The sequence below is a fragment of the Pseudomonas sp. AC463 genome (assembly GCF_979253585.1).
In genome coordinates, this window is sequence record NZ_CEEDDZ010000001.1 from 57,420 (window position 1) to 74,277 (window position 16,858).

The following is a 16,858-nucleotide window of genomic DNA, read 5'->3' on the forward strand; positions in this document are numbered from 1 at the left end:
CGGCGCCGCTGAACGGCGCCCCCCCTTGTCAGATATCCAGCATCGCCATCACTTCCTTGGGGTAACGCAACCCGGCGGTGGCCTCGGCGGGAAAGATTGCTTCCAGTGCCGCCCGCTCGCTCGCGCTGAGGCTGACCGACAGCGCCGCGACGTTCTCTTCCAGGTACTTGCGCTGCTTGGTCCCGGGGATCGGGATGATGTAGTCGCCCTGGGCCAACACCCACGCCAGCGCCAGTTGGCCGGCGGTCACGCCCTTGTCGGCAGCGAGGCGCTGCACTTGCTCCACCAGTTGCAGGTTTTTCGCGAAGTTTTCGCCCTGGAAGCGTGGGCTGAAACGGCGGTAGTCATCGGCGCCGAAATCCTCAGGACTTTGCAGCGCACCGGTGAGGAAGCCGCGCCCCAACGGGCTGTAGGGCACAAACGCGATGCCCAGCCGTTGGCAGGTGGCGAGGCAGCCGTTGCTTTCCTGGTCGCGGCTCCACAGCGAATATTCGCTTTGCAGGGCGCTGATGGGATGCACCTTGTGCGCCCGTTCCAGGGTGGCGGCGGAGGCTTCGCTGAGGCCCAGGTAACGCACCTTGCCTTGCTTGACCAGCTCGGCCATGGCGCCGACGGTTTCTTCGATGGCCACGTTCGGGTCAATGCGGTGCTGGTAGTACAAATCCAGGGTGTCGATTCCAAGGCGCTGGAGGGTGCCGTCGATGGCGTTGCGAATGTACTCCGGGCGCCCGTTCACGCCGCGCAGGGCCGGGTTGGCCGGGTCGCGCACGATGCCGAATTTACTCGCCAGGAACACCTGGTCACGCTTGCCGGCGATGGCCTTGCCGATCAGTTGCTCATTGGTGTGGGGGCCGTACATGTCGGCAGTGTCGAGAAAGTTCACGCCCAGCTCCAGGGCGCGGTGCAGGGTAGCCACGGCCTCGGTGGTGTCGGTGCCCGGGGTGTAGAAATCGGTCATGCCCATGCAGCCGAGGCCGATGGCGGAAACCTGCGGGCCGTTTTTGCCCAATTGACGAGTGTGCATGGGGTCAGCTCCTGTTGGATGAAGGCGCCATTTTTACCCTCGACAAAAGCGCGATAAACCGGCTAAAAGTGCTTTCACTATTCGTAATATCTAAATAATCCATGAGGAGCCGGCCCTTGGACCGTTTCAACGCCATGCGTGTGTTTACCCGGATCGTCGAGTTGGGCGGGTTTTCCAAGGCGGCCGACAGCCTGCAACTGCCACGCGCGTCGGTGACTGTAGTGATCAAACAACTGGAAGCACACCTGGGTGTGCAGTTGTTGCAGCGCACCACGCGCCAGGTCAGTCCTACCCTGGATGGCGCCGCGTACTACCAGCGCTGCGTGCAGTTGCTCACGGACCTGGAGGAAACCGAGGCAGTATTTTCGACCCAGCGCCAGAACCCGCGCGGCACGTTGAGTATTGATATGCCGGCGGGCATCGGGCGTTACCTGGTGATTCCATCCTTGCCGGCGTTCACCGCGCGTTACCCGCACATCCAGCTGGAAATCGGCCTCAACGACCGCCCGGTCGACCTCATTCGCGAAGGTGTGGATTGCGTGCTGCGCGGCGGCCTGGCGCTCGACGAATCACTGGTGGCGCGGCCGCTGGTGATGATGGACCAAATCACCCTGGCCAGCCCGGGCTACCTCGAACGCATGGGCGTACCCCAAACGCTGGAGGACTTGGCCAGCCACCAGATGGTCGAGTATGTGTCGAGCACCAGCGGTAAACGCTTCGGCCTGGAATTTGAACTGAGCAACGAGCTGCGCACGATCAACCTGCCCAAAGTGGTAGCGGTCAACAGTGCCGACGGCTACTTCTGTGCCTGCGAGGCCGGCTACGGGCTGATCCAGGCGCCGTACTATCACGCGATGGCCAGATTGGCTCAGGGCACGCTGGTGGAAGTGCTGCCCCAAATGGCCGTACCGAAAATGGCCCTGACCGCGCTGTATCCGCCGCATCGCCAGTTGTCGCAAAGGGTGCGGGTGTTTGTGGATTGGCTGGTCGAGCTGTGCGCCCAACCCGGCACCGGGCTGCAACGCTAGCCCTGCGCCTTGCGATACGCCCCCGGTTGCTGCCCGGTCACCTTGTGAAACGCGCGGGTAAACGCCGCCACCGATTGATAGCCCACCGCCAGCGCCACGTCCGCCACGGTTTGGTCTTCCTTGAACAACTGGCAGGCGTGGCGCATACGCATCATCAACAACACTTGCCCTGGCGACTGCCCGCACAGTTCATTGAAGCGCTTGAAAAACGCCGAGCGCGACAGCCCGGTGCAGGCCGCCATGCTTTCCAAGGTCCAGGCCTCGGCCGGGTGGGCGATCAATTGTTCCAGCAGATTGGCAAACGCCGGTTGCCGACCCAGCGCGGCCAGGCCGCCGAGCTCGGTGTTATCCAGCACCTGCTGGCGCAATACATACAGAAACAGCAGGTGGCACAGTCGTTCCAGCAGGGCCGAAGAGGGCGCCGGCGTGCGCTCGCATTCCTGCAGGATCAGCTCGAACAGATTGCGCGCGGCGATCAGCGACGGGTCGCCTGCGCGCAGGATGATCCACGCGGGCAGGGTATCGACAATCATCGCCGACAGGCCGGACTGGAAGTGAAAGAACCCGCAGACCAGCCCCACGCCGTCATTGGCGCTGCTGTCGAGGGGCAGCATTGGGCGACGCGGGCATTCCTGCGCGCCGGCTGCCGTGGCTGCGCCGGACAGGCGATATTCAAGGTCACGCAACAGGAACACCGCGTCGCCTTCATTCAGCTGCACGGGCGTCGGTTCGCCGTCGATATGCAGCCAGCACTGGCCTTGCACAATCAGGTGGAAACTTGCGCGGGCCAGGCCGTGGGTGCTTGCGTGCCAGTCACCGCAGTAGCGGCCGACATGAAACAGGCTGGTGTTGAGTTCGAGGCTGTCTAATAACCAATCGACAAGTGCACTGGACGAATTCATCTAATGGAAAGACTCAAGAGCAAGTAATCGCTACTTTAGACTATTGAGGGGTTTTTTTATAACCAACAGACTGAGTACACGAACTCATGAGGAAATCCTGACATGTCCCGTGTACCGCTGCTCACCCCCGAAACCGCGCCGGATGCCGCCAAACCCTTGCTGGAAAACGCGCTGAAAGCCTCGGGTTTCATCCCTAACCTACTCGCCGTGCTGGCCAATGCGCCTGCCGCGCTGGAAACCTACATCACCGTGTCCGGCCTGAATGCCAAGGCCGAGCTGAGCCTGGCCGACCGCGAAGTGGTACAGCTGATTGCCGCCACCACCCACGGTTGCGATTTCTGTGTCGCTGGCCACACCGCCGTGGCGCGTAACAAGGCCAAGTTGCCCGAAGACGTCATCGACGCACTGCGCCAGCGTGGCGAATTGCCCAACGCCCGCTATGAGACACTCGCCGCGTTCACCCGTGAAGTGATCGCCACTCGCGGTGATGTCAGCGGCGCAGGCTACGACGCGTTCCGCGCCGCCGGTTACTCCGAAGGCCACGCGTTGGAAGTTATATTGGGCGTCAGCCTGGCCACCCTGTGTAACTTCGCTAACGTGTTTGCCCGTACTCCGCTGAACCCGGAACTGGCGCAATACCGTTGGGAAAAACCGGCAAGCTGAATCGGCGTTGGTCCCTCTGCTGTAACAAGGAGAAACATGAATGCTTGACCCACTCTTGAGCCGTTGGCTCGATGTTCAAGCGCAGGCCCTGGACGTGGGCAGTTGCGATCCACAGGAAGTGCTGCCACGGCTGGCAGAAGCCAATGTATTGCGTATCGGTGTACCCAAACACTTGGGTGGTCTGGGCGGTGATGTCGGCGGTGCGGTGGAAGCCATCGCCAACGTCGCCAGCCATTCTCTGGCAGCAGCGTTTGTGTGCTGGGGCCAGCGTTCGTTTATCGAGTATTTGCTGCAAAGCCCGAATGAGCGGCTGCGCGAGCAACTGTTGCCGGACCTGCTCAGCGGCAAGCTGGCCGGGGCGACCGGGTTGTCGAATGCGATGAAGTTTTTGTCGGGCATCGAGACGCTGCAGATCAGCGCCGAGCCCAACGACCACGGCTGGACCCTCAACGGCAAGCTGCATTGGGTCACCAACCTGCGCAAGAACGGCTTTGTCGCCGCCGCCGCCATCGAGCATGCGGGTGGTGGCGCGCCGTTTATCCTGGCGATTCCGGATTCGGTGGCCGGCCTGCAACGTTCGCGGGACCTGGAGTTGCTGGGGCTGCAATCGAGCAACACCGCCGCGTTGGGCCTGGAAGGCGTGGAGTTGAGCCGCGACTGGTTGCTGCATGAGGATGCGCGCAAGTTTCTGCCGGCGGTACGCCCGGCGTTCCTGGGGTTGCAGTGCGGTATGTCGATTGGTTTGGCCCGTCGCTCGCTGGCGGAAGTCGCCCACCATTTGGGCGCCAGCCGCACCGTGTTGCGCGACGAATTGGAAGCGTTGCGCGTGACCCTCGATCATCTGGTCACCGAACTGAAGAACGGCCTGCTGGCCGGTCGTTTCGCTGCCGAGCCGGTGCCGTTGTTCAAACTGCGCATCGCCCTCGCCGAAACCGCCGCCAGCGCCGTGCAGCTGGAGTTGCAGGCCAGTGGCGGCAAGGCTTATCTCACCGCCCACGGCAGCGGGTTTGCGCGGCGCTGGCGGGAGTCGGCGTTTGTGCCGATCGTGACCCCCAGCCTGGTGCAACTGCGCACCGAGTTACAGCGCCAGGCCAACCTATGACTCAGGCCGTATTAAGCGCCCAGGGGATTTGCCTGGGGTATGCGAGTGGCCCGGTGTTACAGGGTTTTGACCTGCAGTTGCAGCCCGGTGAAGTGGTGTCGATCCTCGGCCCCAGTGGCGTCGGCAAGTCCAGCCTGTTGCGTGTGCTCGCCGGGTTGCAGGCACCTCAGGGCGGCAGTGTGCAGGTATTGGGCGAACCGTTGAATGGCCCGCACCCACGGGTGGCCGTGGCGTTTCAAGACCCGAGCCTGTTGCCCTGGCTGAGCCTGGAAAAAAACGTCGCCTTCGGCCTGGATTTCGCCCGTCAGCCGAACTTGAGTGGCGATGAGCGCCGCCAGCGCGTCGACCACGCCATTGCTGCGGTCGGCCTGGAACATGCGCGTGTGCAGTTTCCGGCGCAGTTGTCTGGCGGCATGGCCCAGCGCACCGCGTTGGCCCGCTGCCTGGCGCGCCAGCCTCAGGTGTTGTTGCTGGATGAACCCTTTGGTGCGCTGGACGAAGTGACCCGCGCCGACATGCAGCACCTGTTGCTCAAGGTCAACCGCGAGCAGGGCTCGGCGGCGGTGTTGATCACCCATGACATCGACGAAGCGCTGCTGCTGTCCGATCGCATCCTGCTGTTGGGCAACCGCCCGGCGCGGACCTTGGGCGAATGGCACATCGACCTGCCGCAACCGCGCGAAGAACAGGTGGAAGCCATCGGCGCGCTGCGCATCGAGATTCTTAAAACCTTACGGCAGGCGAGCCGCCCTCAACCCAACCCTTTAGACCTGCCGGAGCCCAGCCATGTGCATGGATGACCTGACCCACTCGCGCCGTGATTTTCTCAAACTGTCCGCCGTACTCAGCGCCGCCGGCGCGTTGCCGCTGCTGAGCAGCCTGCAGGCGCGGGCCGCCAGCGAACCGGACGCGCCGGTACGCATCGGCTACTTGCCGATCACCGACGCCACGCCGTTGCTGGTGGCGCATAACAATGGCCTGTTCGAAGCCGAAGGCATCAAGGCCGAACGCCCGGTGCTGCTGCGCAGCTGGGCTCAGGTGATCGAGGCGTTTATCTCGGGTCAGGTCAACGTGATTCACCTGCTGTCGCCGATGACGGTGTGGGCGCGTTATGGCAGCCAGGTGCCGGCCAAGGTGGTGGCGTGGAACCACGTCGGCGGCTCTGGCCTGACCGTGGCCCCGGGGATTACCGATGTGAAGCAACTGGGCGGCAAGTCGGTGGCGATTCCGTTCTGGTATTCGATCCATAACGTGGTGGTGCAGCAGCTGTTCCGCGACAACGGCCTGACGCCGGTGGCGCGTGCGGCGGGCAGTGCGATTGCGGCCAATGAGGTCAACCTGATCGTGTTGCCGCCCTCGGACATGCCGCCGGCCCTGGCCAGCCAGCGCATCGACGGCTATATCGTCGCCGAGCCGTTCAATGCCCTGGCGGAGAACCTCAAGGTCGGCCGTGTGCAGCGCTTTACCGGCGACGTGTGGCGCAACCATGCGTGCTGCGTGGTGTTCATGCACGAACACGACCTCACCAACCGCCCGGAGTGGTCGCAGAAGGTAGTGAACGCCATCGTCAAGGCCCAGGTCTGGACCCGCGACAACCGCGAAGAGGCGGTGAAGCTGCTGTCCAAGGACGGCCCCAACCGCTACACCCCGCATGCCGAACCGGTGTTGAGCAAAGTCCTTGCGCCTGCCGCGGGCGACCGCGCCGCCTACCTGGCCGATGGCGCGATCCAGCATGCCAATTGGGACGAGCACCGCATCGACTTCCAGCCGTACCCATTCCCCAGCTACACCGAGGAACTGGTGCGCCGCCTCAAAGACACGCTGATCGAGGGCGACAAGAAATTCCTCGCCGACCTCGACCCAGCCTTCGTGGCCAAGGACCTGGTGGACGACCGCTTTGTGCGCAACGCCATCGAGGCCGTGGGCGGGATGAAAACCTTCGGCTTGCCCGACGGCTTTGAGCGGACCGAGGAGATTGGCGTTTGAATAACCGCAGACTCCCGGGCTGGTTGCTTGGGTTGAGTGGCTTGGCCGGCTTGCTGTTGCTCTGGTGGCTGGGGGTGAAAGTGTTTGGCGTGGCGGGCGGTTTGTCGGCGCGGTTTTCGCTTGAGGCTACCTTCGCCAGCCTGTGGGAATTGCTTGGGCGCGGTGAGCTGTATGTGCATATCGCCGTGAGCCTCAAGCGCATCTTCGTCGGGCTGTTCCTGGCGTTGTTGGTGGGTGTGCCGCTGGGGCTGCTGGTGGGCAGTTCGCGCAACCTGGAGGCGGCGACCACGCCGGCGTTCCAGTTTTTGCGGATGATCTCGCCGCTGTCCTGGATGCCCATCGTGGTGATGCTGATGGGGGTAGGGGACCAGCCGATCTACTTCCTGCTGGCGTTTGCGGCGGTGTGGCCGATCATGCTCAACACCGCAGCCGGCGTGCGTCAGCTCGACCCGCGCTGGCTGCAGTTGAGTCAGAGCCTGAGTGCTACGCGCTGGGAGACGTTGCGGCGGGTGATCATCCCCGGGGTGGTCGGCCACGTGTTGACCGGCGTGCGCCTGGCCATCGGCATTTTGTGGATCGTGCTGGTGCCGTGCGAGATGCTCGGGGTCAGTGCCGGGCTTGGGTATTACATCCTCGACACCCGTGACCGGCTGGCCTATTCGGAGCTGATGGCGATGGTGGTGCTGATCGGCTTGCTGGGCTTTGCCCTGGATGCGTTTGCGCGCTGGTTGCATCAGCGCTGGGTGCATGCCGGCTGATTGACCTGCCAAAGTGGGCCGGCGCCTGTAATATGTGCGCCTGTCGACCACGCAGTGGCTACATTTTTCAGCTTCAGGAACCCGTCATGACCCAAAAGCAACGTTTGAAATACTCGATTCTGATCGCCCTGGCCGTTCTGGCGACGATGTTTGGCCTGTCCTACCTGCAGAACATCGGGGCTATCAGTGAGAAGACGTTCCAGACCATCGCCATTGCCGTCGCAGTGGTTGTGGTGGTGATCAACGGCATCATGCGTCGCAAGGTCAAGCTCTAAGCTCAGGCCTTGCCTTCGAGTACCTTCGCAGCCTCTTCATGGAGGCTGTAGCTTTTATCCGCGTTGAGGGTGATGACGCCCTCGCTGCACAGGCGCTTGAGCACCTCGCGCACACTCAGGAACGACAGCGGTATGCCCAGCTCGAGCAAATGGCTGTGCACGCCGCGAACCCCGAGGGTGCGCTGGTTGTCGGCGGCCGTGAGCAGGGCGTCGATGACCTTCAGCCGAATCAGGCTGGTGCGCAAGCCAAAACACTTGAGCAAATGCCGAATACGCTGGTTGCCTTGCTGTTCCGGCGCCTTGCCGAACGTTTGTGCGCCGCTGCCGAAACTGGCATCGGCGGCCGGTGAATGTCCATCCGTGGGCACTTGCGGGTTGTACATGCAAAAAACTCCTTATCAGAGCCTGATCAGGAAAATGAGCGCTCTTAGTTAATAAGACGAACGAGCGAGCAAAATCATGAAGTTTTCGATGTAGAAATTTCGTCAGTATCGGTTTTGTCACATCTGTGCTGCCCTGAATAAACATTTACCCAGGCTAAATTTTTCCCGGTTTTTTGCGTCTTTACGGTGGGGTAGCTGCCCCAGGTGAGGGTGTTCAATTTGACTGTGGAGTCTGCGTGATTATTTCCAACGGGTTGTCCAGGGTATGCGTGGCGGGATTGTTGCTGGGGTTGAGCCTGGCCGCTTCGGCGCGGGAGCAGGTGACGCAGGCGTCGGCGGATATCCGTCGGACCAGTTTTGGCGTGCCGCATATTCGCGCCAATGATGAGCGCGGCCTGGGTTTGGGCATCGGTTACGCGTACGCCCAGGACAACCTGTGCCTGCTGGCCAATGAAGTGGTGACGGTGAATGGCGAGCGCGCCAGATTTTTTGGCCCCGACCAGTCGACCCTGGAAGAACGCAACAACCTGGCCAGTGACATTTTCTTCACCTGGCTGAATACCCCCGACGCCGTGGCCGCATTCTGGAAAACCCAAAGCCCCGAGATCCAGCAGCGCATCGAAGGCTATGTGGCCGGCTACAACCGCTACCTGAAAGAGCAGGGCGCTCCGGCCCAGTGCCAGGCCACATGGGTAAGGCCGCTGGTGAAAGAAGACCTGGTCAAACTCACCCGCAGGCTGTTGGTGGAAGGCGGTGTCGGCCAGTTCGCCGAAGCCCTGGTGGGTGCAACGCCGCCACAGGCCACCGCGAGTGTGCAGCCCAACGCCAGGGCCTTTGCCCTGGCCGCCGCCAACCAACAGCGCTTCAGCCTGGATCGCGGCAGCAACGCGGTGGCGGTGGGGCGTGATCGCTCGTTCAACGGGCGTGGCATGCTGTTGGCCAACCCGCATTTCCCGTGGGTGGGCGGCATGCGTTTTTATGAGATGCACCTGACCATCCCCGGCCAGCTGGACGTGATGGGCGCCGCGTTACCGGGCCTGCCGGTGGTCAATATCGGCTTCAACCAGCATGTGGCCTGGACCCATACGGTCGACACGTCCAAGCACTTCACCCTGTACCGCCTGACGCTGGACCCCAAGGATTCCACGCGCTACATGCTCGACGGCAAGTCCATTGCCATGGATAAAACCTCGGTGACCGTGCAGGTCAAGCAAGCTGACGGCAGCACCCAGCCCGTGACCCATCCGGTGTACAGCTCGCAATTCGGCCCCGTGGTGCAATGGCCCGGCAAGCTGGATTGGGACAGCCACTACGCCTTCAGCCTGCGCGACGCCAACCTCGGCAACGACCGCGTGTTGCAACAATGGTATGCAATGAACCGCGCCGGCAGCCTCAAGGAGCTGCAAACCTCGGTGCACACCCTGCAAGGCATCCCGTGGGTCAACACCCTGGCCGCCGGCGACCAGGGCCAGAGCCTGTACATGAACCTGTCGGTGGTGCCCAACGTGAGCGCGGCCAAACTGGCGCAATGCAGTGACCCGCGCGCCGGCCTGCAAATGATCATGCTCGACGGCGCCCACAGCGCCTGCGCCTGGGACATCGACCCGCGTGCGGCCCAGCCCGGCATCTTCGCGGCCGACCAGTTGCCGCAACTGCAGCGCAGCGACTACGTGCAGCACTCCAACGACTCGGCCTGGCTGGCCAACCCCAAGGCGCCGCTGGTGGGCTTCTCGCCAGTGATCAGCCAGGACCACATCGGCCTCGGCCCCCGCGCGCGCTTCGCCGTGCAGCGCCTGCAATCCCTGGAAAAACAACCGATCAGCGTCGCCGACCTGCAAAACATGGTGATGGACAACGAGGTGTACCTCGCCGGCCTGGTCATGCCCGACCTGCTGGACTTCTGCGCCAACCACCTCGGCACCGACGCCAGCGCCCTGCAGCCGCTGTGCACCAGCCTGAAAAACTGGGACCGGCACGCCAACCTGAACAGCGGTGTGGGCCTGGTGCACTTCATCAACCTGGTCGAACACCTGCAGCAAATCCCCGACGCCTGGCGCGTCGCCTTCGACCCGACCCAGCCGCTGACCACGCCACGCGGCCTGGCCATCGACCGCGCACCCGTGGCCAAAGCCTTGCGCGAAGCCATGCTGGCCTCCACGGCTGACGTCTCCAAGCTGGGTCTGAACCCGGACAGCCAATGGGGCGCCGTTCAAGTCTCCGGCCAAACCCCGATCCACGGCGGCCCGCAGGCACTGGGGATCTACAACGCCATGCAAACCGTGCCCCGCGCCGACGGCAAGCGCGAAGTGGTCAGCGGCACCAGCTACCTGCAAATCGTCAGCTTCGACGACAAGGGCCCCCTGGCCCTGGGCGTGCTCGCGTTCTCCGAGTCCAGCAACCCCACCTCCCCATACGCCAAGGACCAAACCCAAGCCTTCTCCGAGAAAAAACTGCGCCCACTGCCGTTTACCGAAGCCCAGATCAAGGCTGACCCGCACTACCAGCAACAGCGCATCAAGGAGTAGGGCACGCACGCAACCCCTTGATGCCAATGCGAAATATTTTTGAAATCAAGGGGTTGCAGGTAAAAGCAAATGAGTACATAATGGCGCCCATCGAACGCAACGAAGCATTAAAAACTTCAATGTATTCAATGTATTCAATGAGTTAGAGTAGAGGCAGGGTTCTATAGCCCACTCAAGTTTTTATGCGGTGAGTGTCAGCAGTTTAGACATTGATCGTTTGAGGCCGAGTAGCAAAATGGTTATGCAGCGGATTGCAAATCCGCCTACGCCGGTTCGATTCCGACCTCGGCCTCCACTCTTAAAGCCCCGTAGATTAACGTCTACGGGGTTTTTTATTGTCTGCTGTTTATGAACTGCAGGGCTGAGCTACGTCCGTGTGGCTAAACATGCCTCTGCTATTTGTCTCAGCGCTCTGAACTGTCGGTTTCCCGACTGTTTTCGTTTTTAAGACTCTTCGCAGCGATGTCTACACCGCTTCATGCCGGATGATGCGTTGCTGCTTTACTTCGTCGGAGTACGCCTCAAGCTTCTGTTGCTGAGCCGTCAGCAGCGCACACACCTTCACCAGCGTCGCCACTTCATCAGGCGTCTTCCCGCTCGCGGCCATGGCCGTCAGCTCAACTACCGACCACCCAATCATCGCCGCCGCATCTTCCAGATCATAAAACAGCTCCTGCTGAGCGGTTCTGGGCCCATCCAAATCATGGATCAATGCATTCACCCCAATATCCTTGAACAACTGCGCGTTTCCCGAGATCCGCTGAGGTTGTACCGTTAACCTTACAAACCCTACCAACAGGTTACACGATAGCCGTGACGCCCTTCATTTTGCGCTGTCATAACTGACGAGAAGTTAATCTCGTCAAGTAAGAGAGTGTAGTCATGAAGTTGAATTACCTAACCAAGGTAGCTGTGGTTGTCGCGCTGTTGTCGACCTTGTCCGGCTGCTGGATGTTTATGCCACCGGGCGGCGGCGGTGGCGGTGGGCATGGTGGTGGCCACGGTCAGGGCGGTGGTCCTGGCGGCGGTGGCGGCCCGCGCTGACAGATCGGCGATGGAGGCAAACCCTACGGCAGGGTTTGCCTCTTTTTTTGCCCGCCAGACTTAGAAATTATCTGTTGAGCGCGTAGAGGAAAAGCTCGCGGTCGTCTGGCTGCTGTTGTTCACCGACGTGGTGGTGAAACTGAATGACGTTGTGCTGGCACTCACAAACGTTTGCCTGGCTGCCGACTGGCTGCGCCGCACAATCGTGCGTGCCTGATTCAGTGCATCGATCACCAGACCGAGTGTGGTGTCGCCGTCCATGTAGCTGGCGAGCAAACGCTCAAAGTCGGTGGACAGGTCAAAGTAGATATCGCTGCCGCTGAACCCGCCGTTGCGCAGTTTGCGTTGCAGCTCCTTGGCGCGCGCGTAGCGGGTGTGCAGTTCCTCCAGGTCGTGCTGCAGGCCGGCCTTGTCGGCGTCCATTTTGCGCAGGCGCGCGTGCAGGCCTTGCAGTTGCTCGACGATGCGATCATCGGCGTCGTCCGGGGTTTGGCTGGCCAGGTCGATGAGCTGGCCGATGCTCTGCGTCTTCAGTTGTTCGGTGAGCAGTTCGCGCGCGCGCAGGTAGTGCGGGTCCTGGTTGAGCGCGAAGGCGGCCAGTTGTTGCTGGACCGCATTGGCGCGCCCCTTGGCGTCGTTGACCTGGGTTTCGCGGGCGCCGACCTCGCCCAGCAAGGCGCTGAGGCCCAATTGCTCGCGGGCCTGTTCAAGCTGGGTATCGATACTGGCGCTCAGTGTTTCAATCAGCGTCCCACGAGCCAGCTGCATGGCCTCGTTGCGCTCACCCATAGCGATCAGGCTGAGTTCGTTTTTGCGGTTGGCGGTGTAGTTCACCTTTCGCGCCAGCCAGCTGTCCATCGCTCGGTTGAAATGATTGCGACGATACTGCCCGGTACCGAAGGCATGGCTGCGCAGGTAGCAGTAAAGCGGGTTGACGTCGAACGTGGGGCGCTTTTGCGCGCATTCCTGGCGCAGTTCTTCATAGCCGCTGACGTGCTCGCGATGGGCCGCCTGGGCCTGGTCGAGCTGCTCGACGCGCTGGGCGTAGTCGGGGTCTTGCTCGAGGGTTTCGCGGGCTTGTTGGTCGATGCCATCGATGCGTGCGTGCAGGTTTTGCTTGTCGGCCAGTGTGTGGGCCACAGCCTGCTCTGCGCTTTGCAGTTGCTGGCGCAGCAGTTCCTGGGCGTGTTGGCGGTCTTGCAGGGTGCGGACTACTTCGGCGTCCTGGGCGGCCCCGTGTTGCAAGTGCAGGGCGGCGATGCTGCCCAGGCGGGCGAATATGTCTTGCTCCAGGGCCAGCTGTTGCCAGGACAGGTCGGACAGTTCCTGTTCGGTCGTACGCTTGCTCAACTCGACATTGCGTGAATTGCGCTCGGCGATGCTGTTCAGGGTATCGGGGGTCATGGCTGCGCGCCCTGGATAATCACCCGTGCGCATTGCACCATCAGTGCAGCGACGGCCAACAATTGCACGGCGCGAATCACCCAGCTGCGTTTGAGCAGCACCTTGCTCCACAACCGCTCGAAAGGCCCCAGCGGCGGCGCTTCAAACACCAGGCGGCTGGCAAAGAACTCGCGCACGCCCTGGTCGATCAGTGCATCGCTGAACTGAATGCCGTTGCTCTGGTAATACTCGCGAATGCGCGCCGCCACTTCAGCGCGGCGTTGCGGCAGGCTCAAGTGCTCATCCACTTCCTGCTGCTGGTGGCGCAATTGGTCCACCCGCGCCATCGCCCCGAGTTGCTCGGAAAGCCGTACGTCGCTCATCAGGCCGCCTTGCTCAGCAGGGCGGCGAATGTGCGCTTGGACTCCTCGACAGCGTCTGCGATATCCCGCGAGGCGTTGCTCGATTCGGCGCGGTAGGTTTCGGTCAGGCTGTGCATATCGGTCTGGAAGCTCAGGGTGGCATCGGCCAGTGCACGCACCGAATCAACATTGATGGTCGAGCCATAGCTGGCCTTGACCGCCGCTTCCAACTGTTGGTTACCGGTGGTGCCCAGCGCTTCGAGGCCTTGGCTGATACCGTCGGTGGTGGCGTTGAGTGTGTTGGTCGCTTCGGCCAGGCCGCTGTTGCTGGTGAAGGACACGGCGAGGCCGGTGAGCACCACTTCATTGGTGGAGAAGAACGACACCATGCGCTGGTACTGGCGCTCCTTGATCACGTGCACCTGGTTGATGCGTGCGAACACCATCTCGGCGGTGTTGTAGCCGACCTTGAGGTCGTCGGCGATGTCCTTGGCGATCTGGTAGCGCTTGTCTTCGTTTTGCAGGGCGCGCACGGTCTCGTCACGTTGCAGTTCCAGGGCTGAACGCCGGGCCGGCTCCAGGCCTTCGGCCGCCGCGGCCTGGGCGCTGGCATCGCTGACGGCTTGGGTGCGCTGCGCCAGTGCGTCGCCGGCCAGGGCCAGCACGTGCTGGGCGTCGACTTCGGCGGCTTTCATGGCCATGCGAAAGTCCATGTAGGCTTCCAGGATCACGTTTTCCCGGGAGATCTGGTCATTGGCCGACTTGCATACCTGCAGGTAATTCTCGCGAATATCGTTGAAGCGGCTGGGGATCGAGCCGCGGCGCAGGTTCATCCAGCTCAGTTTGAGCTTCTCCACAGTGTCCAGGCGCCCATCGTCCATCCAGCCGGCCATGGCGGCGGCGTCTTCGCGGATCGAGGTAAAGCTCTGGGTGATGTCCATGAAGCGCGCAGAAATATCCATGCCTTCAATCTGCTCGCGCACCATGCTGTTGAATGCGGTGGATTGCTGCAACACGGCGGCGATCGCGGTGACTTTTTGCAGGTCGTACTGGGCCACGCGGTCGAGCAAGACCAACACGGGAGCGTCCTGGACAGGTTGCAGCAGGTTGATGCCGAGGGTGCGCAGACCGGTCATGGCCCGTTCCAGGTAGTTGCTCATCGTGTGTCCTTTCGTGATGTGTGCGGTACAAGCGGGGAGGGCAAGTATACCGATCACAGAAGGCAAACCAATGGCACTTTGCTGCAGGCAAAGAAAAGCCCGCGTGGGGAGCGCGGGCTAAAGGGATGTTCATTAGGAGCTGGATTCAACATAGGCCTGTGACTGTGAAAGGCTTGTGAAAAGGATGTAGGGGTTTTCTTAAGGTTTTCAGCGCGGGCTCAAATAACAAAGTGTATTCCTCGATCCGCGCCTAGCTGTACGGGACGTTGCGGCGCATATCCCTTTACTGTCCCAGGCCTGCCACCCCGCTTGGATGCCGCACCATGGTCATGTCTACCAGCTTGCTTTCCGCTTTTGTGCTGTTCGCCTTTGTCTCCTCGATTACACCAGGCCCCAATAACACCATGCTCCTGGCCTCGGGGGTGAACTTCGGCTTTCGTCGTTCGATGCCCCATGCGCTAGGGATCAGCATCGGTTTCATGCTGTTGGTGATTTGCGTTGGGCTGGGGCTGGGCGAGGTGTTCAAGGTCTTCCCATGGGCCTACACGCTGTTGCGCTATGTAGGCGCGGCGTACCTGCTGTACCTGGCGTGGAAGATCGCGAACGCGGGCGGCCTGTCCGATAGCAACGACGAACACGCCAAGCCCATGACCTTCCTCGGCGCAGTCGCGTTCCAGTGGGTCAACCCCAAGGCCTGGATCATGGCGTTGGGCGCCATCACCACCTATACGCCCGCCGAGGGTTATGTCACCAACGTGCTGGTGATTGCGCTGGTGTTCGCCGTGGTCAACCTGCCCAGCGTGTGCGTGTGGGTCGGCTGTGGCAGCGGCTTGCGCACGGTATTGCGCGAGCCGCGCTGGCTGCGGCTGTTCAACTGGTCAATGGCCGGGCTGCTGGTGCTGTCGCTGTACCCGATGTTGTTTGCCAGCTGAGGATTAGACCGGTGAGATGGTCGCCAGCAGGCCGATGCCGATGGTCAGTACCAGAAAACCGAACAGGAAAAGTGCCATCTTGGTCATGAGGCCTCCGAAGGGAAGGGAATGGAATTGGCGCCATTGTCCGCCCTGGCGGTATTTCGGTACAGATTCAGATAACAAAGAAAAAACCGTATCAGATGGGCCCGCCGCCGATCTGCTGCGGGCTTTTGCCGGGAGCGGTTTTATCCAGATCAGTGCTTGAGACAGCCGCTACATTTCCCCCTAAGATGGCGCCCATTGCATCTATAAAAAAAGTGGGCCAACCCTCGATGGAAAGACGTCAATTCAGCGGTGGCATGAAAGGCAAGAACCTGCGCTACCTCAACGAAACCGCCCAGCCGGCGTCGGTCACCCGCGTCGGCTTCCTGCTGCTCGAGCATTTCTCCCTGCCGGCCTTCACCCAGACCCTCGACACCTTCGTCACCGCCAACCTGTTGCGCCCTGATCTGTTCGCCGCGCGCACCTTCGGCTGCGGCGACGGCGAAGTCATCAGTGACCTGGGCCTGGTGATCCGCCCCGACGCGCGCCTCGACATGGCCGCTCTGCACGAGCTGGAACTGCTGGTGATCTGCGGCGGGTTCCGCACCGAACTCAAGGCCGGTGAAGCCTTTATTCAGTTGCTGCGCAGCGCCGCCGAGCAGGGCGTAAGCCTGGCCGGGTTGTGGAATGGCGCCTGGTTTCTCGGGCGTGCCGGGCTGTTGCAGGACTATCGCTGCGCCATCCACCCGGAGCATCGTCCGGCGCTGGCCGAAGTGTCCAAGGCCACCCACGTCACCAGCGAGCCCTACGTGATCGACCGCGACCGCCTCACCGCTTCGAGCCCCTCCGGCGCCTTCCATATGGCCCTGGACTGGATCAAAAACCTGCACGACAAAGCCCTGGTCGAAGGCATCGAAGACATCCTCGCCTTTGAAGAATCGCGCTACCGGCGCATCAAGCCCACCGAAAACATCAGCGTCAGCGCGCCGCTGCGGGAAGTGGTGAAGCTGATGGACGCCAACCTCGAAGAACCGCTGGAACTCGACCAACTGGCGGTCTACGCCGGCCGCTCGCGGCGCCAGTTGGAGCGCCTGTTCAAGGAGCAACTGGGCACCACGCCGCAACGCTATTACATGGAGTTGCGCGTGACCGAAGCTCGGCGGTTGTTGCAACACACCGAGCTGTCACAGGTGGAGGTACTGGTGGCCTGCGGGTTTGTGTCGCCGAGCCATTTCAGCAAGTGTTACAGCTCGTATTTCGGCTACCGGCCTTCGAAAGAGAAGCGGCTGGTCAAATAGCCGCGAGGG

18 protein-coding genes and 1 tRNA gene are annotated in these 16,858 nt (G+C 61.8%); 12 read left to right on the plus strand and 7 right to left on the minus strand.

The window, feature by feature from the left end; genetic code table 11:
• Positions 1-28 precede the first annotated feature (28 nt).
• Entirely contained in the window at positions 29-1,024 is a 996-nt protein-coding gene (locus AC0IYH_RS00275) for an aldo/keto reductase (RefSeq protein WP_116627834.1), read from the minus strand.
• Positions 1,025-1,140: 116 nt separating this feature from the next.
• Between AC0IYH_RS00275 and AC0IYH_RS00280 the strand changes: the two genes are divergently transcribed.
• Complete coding sequence (locus tag AC0IYH_RS00280) at positions 1,141-2,052, plus strand: LysR family transcriptional regulator (protein ID WP_471832643.1); 912 nt, start codon at positions 1,141-1,143, stop codon at positions 2,050-2,052.
• Here the strand turns inward: AC0IYH_RS00280 and AC0IYH_RS00285 are convergent.
• Positions 2,049-2,954, minus strand: a complete 906-nt coding sequence (locus tag AC0IYH_RS00285) for an AraC family transcriptional regulator (protein WP_116627836.1) — start codon at positions 2,952-2,954, stop codon at positions 2,049-2,051. The two genes, AC0IYH_RS00280 and AC0IYH_RS00285, sit on opposite strands and share 4 nt — an antisense overlap.
• A gap of 102 nt (positions 2,955-3,056) precedes the next feature.
• On the opposite strand from AC0IYH_RS00285, the gene AC0IYH_RS00290 reads away from it, so the two are divergent.
• The 6 genes from AC0IYH_RS00290 (at position 3,057) to AC0IYH_RS00315 (ending at position 7,738) form a co-directional block, all read left to right on the plus strand.
• Positions 3,057-3,617 (plus strand): carboxymuconolactone decarboxylase family protein, encoded by a 561-nt coding sequence (locus AC0IYH_RS00290; protein WP_471832644.1) that lies wholly within the window; start codon positions 3,057-3,059, stop codon positions 3,615-3,617.
• A gap of 40 nt (positions 3,618-3,657) precedes the next feature.
• Positions 3,658-4,719, plus strand: coding sequence for an acyl-CoA dehydrogenase family protein (locus tag AC0IYH_RS00295; RefSeq protein WP_471832645.1), 1,062 nt, complete (start codon positions 3,658-3,660; stop codon positions 4,717-4,719).
• Positions 4,716-5,519 carry an ABC transporter ATP-binding protein gene (locus AC0IYH_RS00300; RefSeq protein ID WP_471832646.1) on the plus strand — a complete coding sequence of 268 codons (804 nt, stop codon included), beginning with the start codon at positions 4,716-4,718 and terminating at the stop codon, positions 5,517-5,519. The genes AC0IYH_RS00295 and AC0IYH_RS00300 overlap by 4 nt, the downstream gene beginning before the upstream one ends.
• A complete protein-coding gene (locus AC0IYH_RS00305; protein ID WP_116627840.1) occupies positions 5,506-6,705 on the plus strand; it encodes an ABC transporter substrate-binding protein in 1,200 nt (399 codons plus the stop codon). The genes AC0IYH_RS00300 and AC0IYH_RS00305 overlap by 14 nt, the downstream gene beginning before the upstream one ends.
• On the plus strand, positions 6,702-7,463 hold the full coding sequence (locus AC0IYH_RS00310) for an ABC transporter permease (protein WP_471832647.1): 762 nt from the start codon (positions 6,702-6,704) through the stop codon (positions 7,461-7,463). The genes AC0IYH_RS00305 and AC0IYH_RS00310 overlap by 4 nt, the downstream gene beginning before the upstream one ends.
• Before the next feature lie 86 nt (positions 7,464-7,549).
• A complete protein-coding gene (locus tag AC0IYH_RS00315; protein ID WP_016978057.1) occupies positions 7,550-7,738 on the plus strand; it encodes a hypothetical protein in 189 nt (62 codons plus the stop codon).
• Positions 7,739-7,740: 2 nt separating this feature from the next.
• On the opposite strand, the gene AC0IYH_RS00320 is transcribed toward AC0IYH_RS00315, so the two are convergent.
• Positions 7,741-8,121 carry a fe2+ zn2+ uptake regulation protein gene (locus AC0IYH_RS00320; RefSeq protein WP_116627842.1) on the minus strand — a complete coding sequence of 127 codons (381 nt, stop codon included), beginning with the start codon at positions 8,119-8,121 and terminating at the stop codon, positions 7,741-7,743.
• Between the two features lie 236 nt (positions 8,122-8,357).
• On the opposite strand from AC0IYH_RS00320, the gene pvdQ reads away from it, so the two are divergent.
• Both pvdQ and AC0IYH_RS00330 read left to right on the plus strand, forming a co-directional pair.
• Entirely contained in the window at positions 8,358-10,646 is a 2,289-nt protein-coding gene (gene pvdQ / locus AC0IYH_RS00325; protein ID WP_471832648.1) for a bifunctional acylase PvdQ, read from the plus strand.
• 221 nt (positions 10,647-10,867) lie between these two features.
• Positions 10,868-10,941, plus strand: a tRNA-Cys gene (locus AC0IYH_RS00330).
• 171 nt (positions 10,942-11,112) lie between these two features.
• Here AC0IYH_RS00330 and AC0IYH_RS00335 read toward each other — a convergent pair.
• Positions 11,113-11,385 (minus strand): hypothetical protein, encoded by a 273-nt coding sequence (locus AC0IYH_RS00335; RefSeq protein ID WP_471832649.1) that lies wholly within the window; start codon positions 11,383-11,385, stop codon positions 11,113-11,115.
• 143 nt (positions 11,386-11,528) lie between these two features.
• Between AC0IYH_RS00335 and AC0IYH_RS00340 the strand changes: the two genes are divergently transcribed.
• On the plus strand, positions 11,529-11,690 hold the full coding sequence (locus AC0IYH_RS00340) for a hypothetical protein (protein WP_471832650.1): 162 nt from the start codon (positions 11,529-11,531) through the stop codon (positions 11,688-11,690).
• A gap of 60 nt (positions 11,691-11,750) precedes the next feature.
• Here the strand turns inward: AC0IYH_RS00340 and AC0IYH_RS00345 are convergent, their stop codons facing one another.
• From AC0IYH_RS00345 to AC0IYH_RS00355, 3 genes are read right to left on the minus strand one after another with little or no spacing between them, the layout of a single operon-like run.
• The gene (locus AC0IYH_RS00345) at positions 11,751-13,094 is read right to left on the minus strand and encodes a hypothetical protein (protein WP_471832651.1); all 1,344 of its coding nucleotides are present in this window, start codon (positions 13,092-13,094) and stop codon (positions 11,751-11,753) included.
• Positions 13,091-13,456, minus strand: a complete 366-nt coding sequence (locus AC0IYH_RS00350) for a DUF6384 family protein (protein WP_241092251.1) — start codon at positions 13,454-13,456, stop codon at positions 13,091-13,093. Before AC0IYH_RS00350 ends, AC0IYH_RS00345 begins: the two co-directional genes overlap by 4 nt.
• Complete coding sequence (locus tag AC0IYH_RS00355) at positions 13,456-14,595, minus strand: merozoite surface protein 3b (RefSeq protein WP_471832652.1); 1,140 nt, start codon at positions 14,593-14,595, stop codon at positions 13,456-13,458. The genes AC0IYH_RS00350 and AC0IYH_RS00355 overlap by 1 nt, the downstream gene beginning before the upstream one ends.
• 323 nt (positions 14,596-14,918) lie before the next feature.
• On the opposite strand from AC0IYH_RS00355, the gene AC0IYH_RS00360 reads away from it, so the two are divergent.
• Together AC0IYH_RS00360 and AC0IYH_RS00365 are read left to right on the plus strand one after the other, a co-directional pair.
• Positions 14,919-15,527 carry a LysE family translocator gene (locus AC0IYH_RS00360; protein ID WP_471832653.1) on the plus strand — a complete coding sequence of 203 codons (609 nt, stop codon included), beginning with the start codon at positions 14,919-14,921 and terminating at the stop codon, positions 15,525-15,527.
• Positions 15,528-15,868: 341 nt separating this feature from the next.
• Positions 15,869-16,849, plus strand: a complete 981-nt coding sequence (locus tag AC0IYH_RS00365; protein ID WP_177411960.1) for a GlxA family transcriptional regulator — start codon at positions 15,869-15,871, stop codon at positions 16,847-16,849.
• Positions 16,850-16,858: the final 9 nt, after the last annotated feature.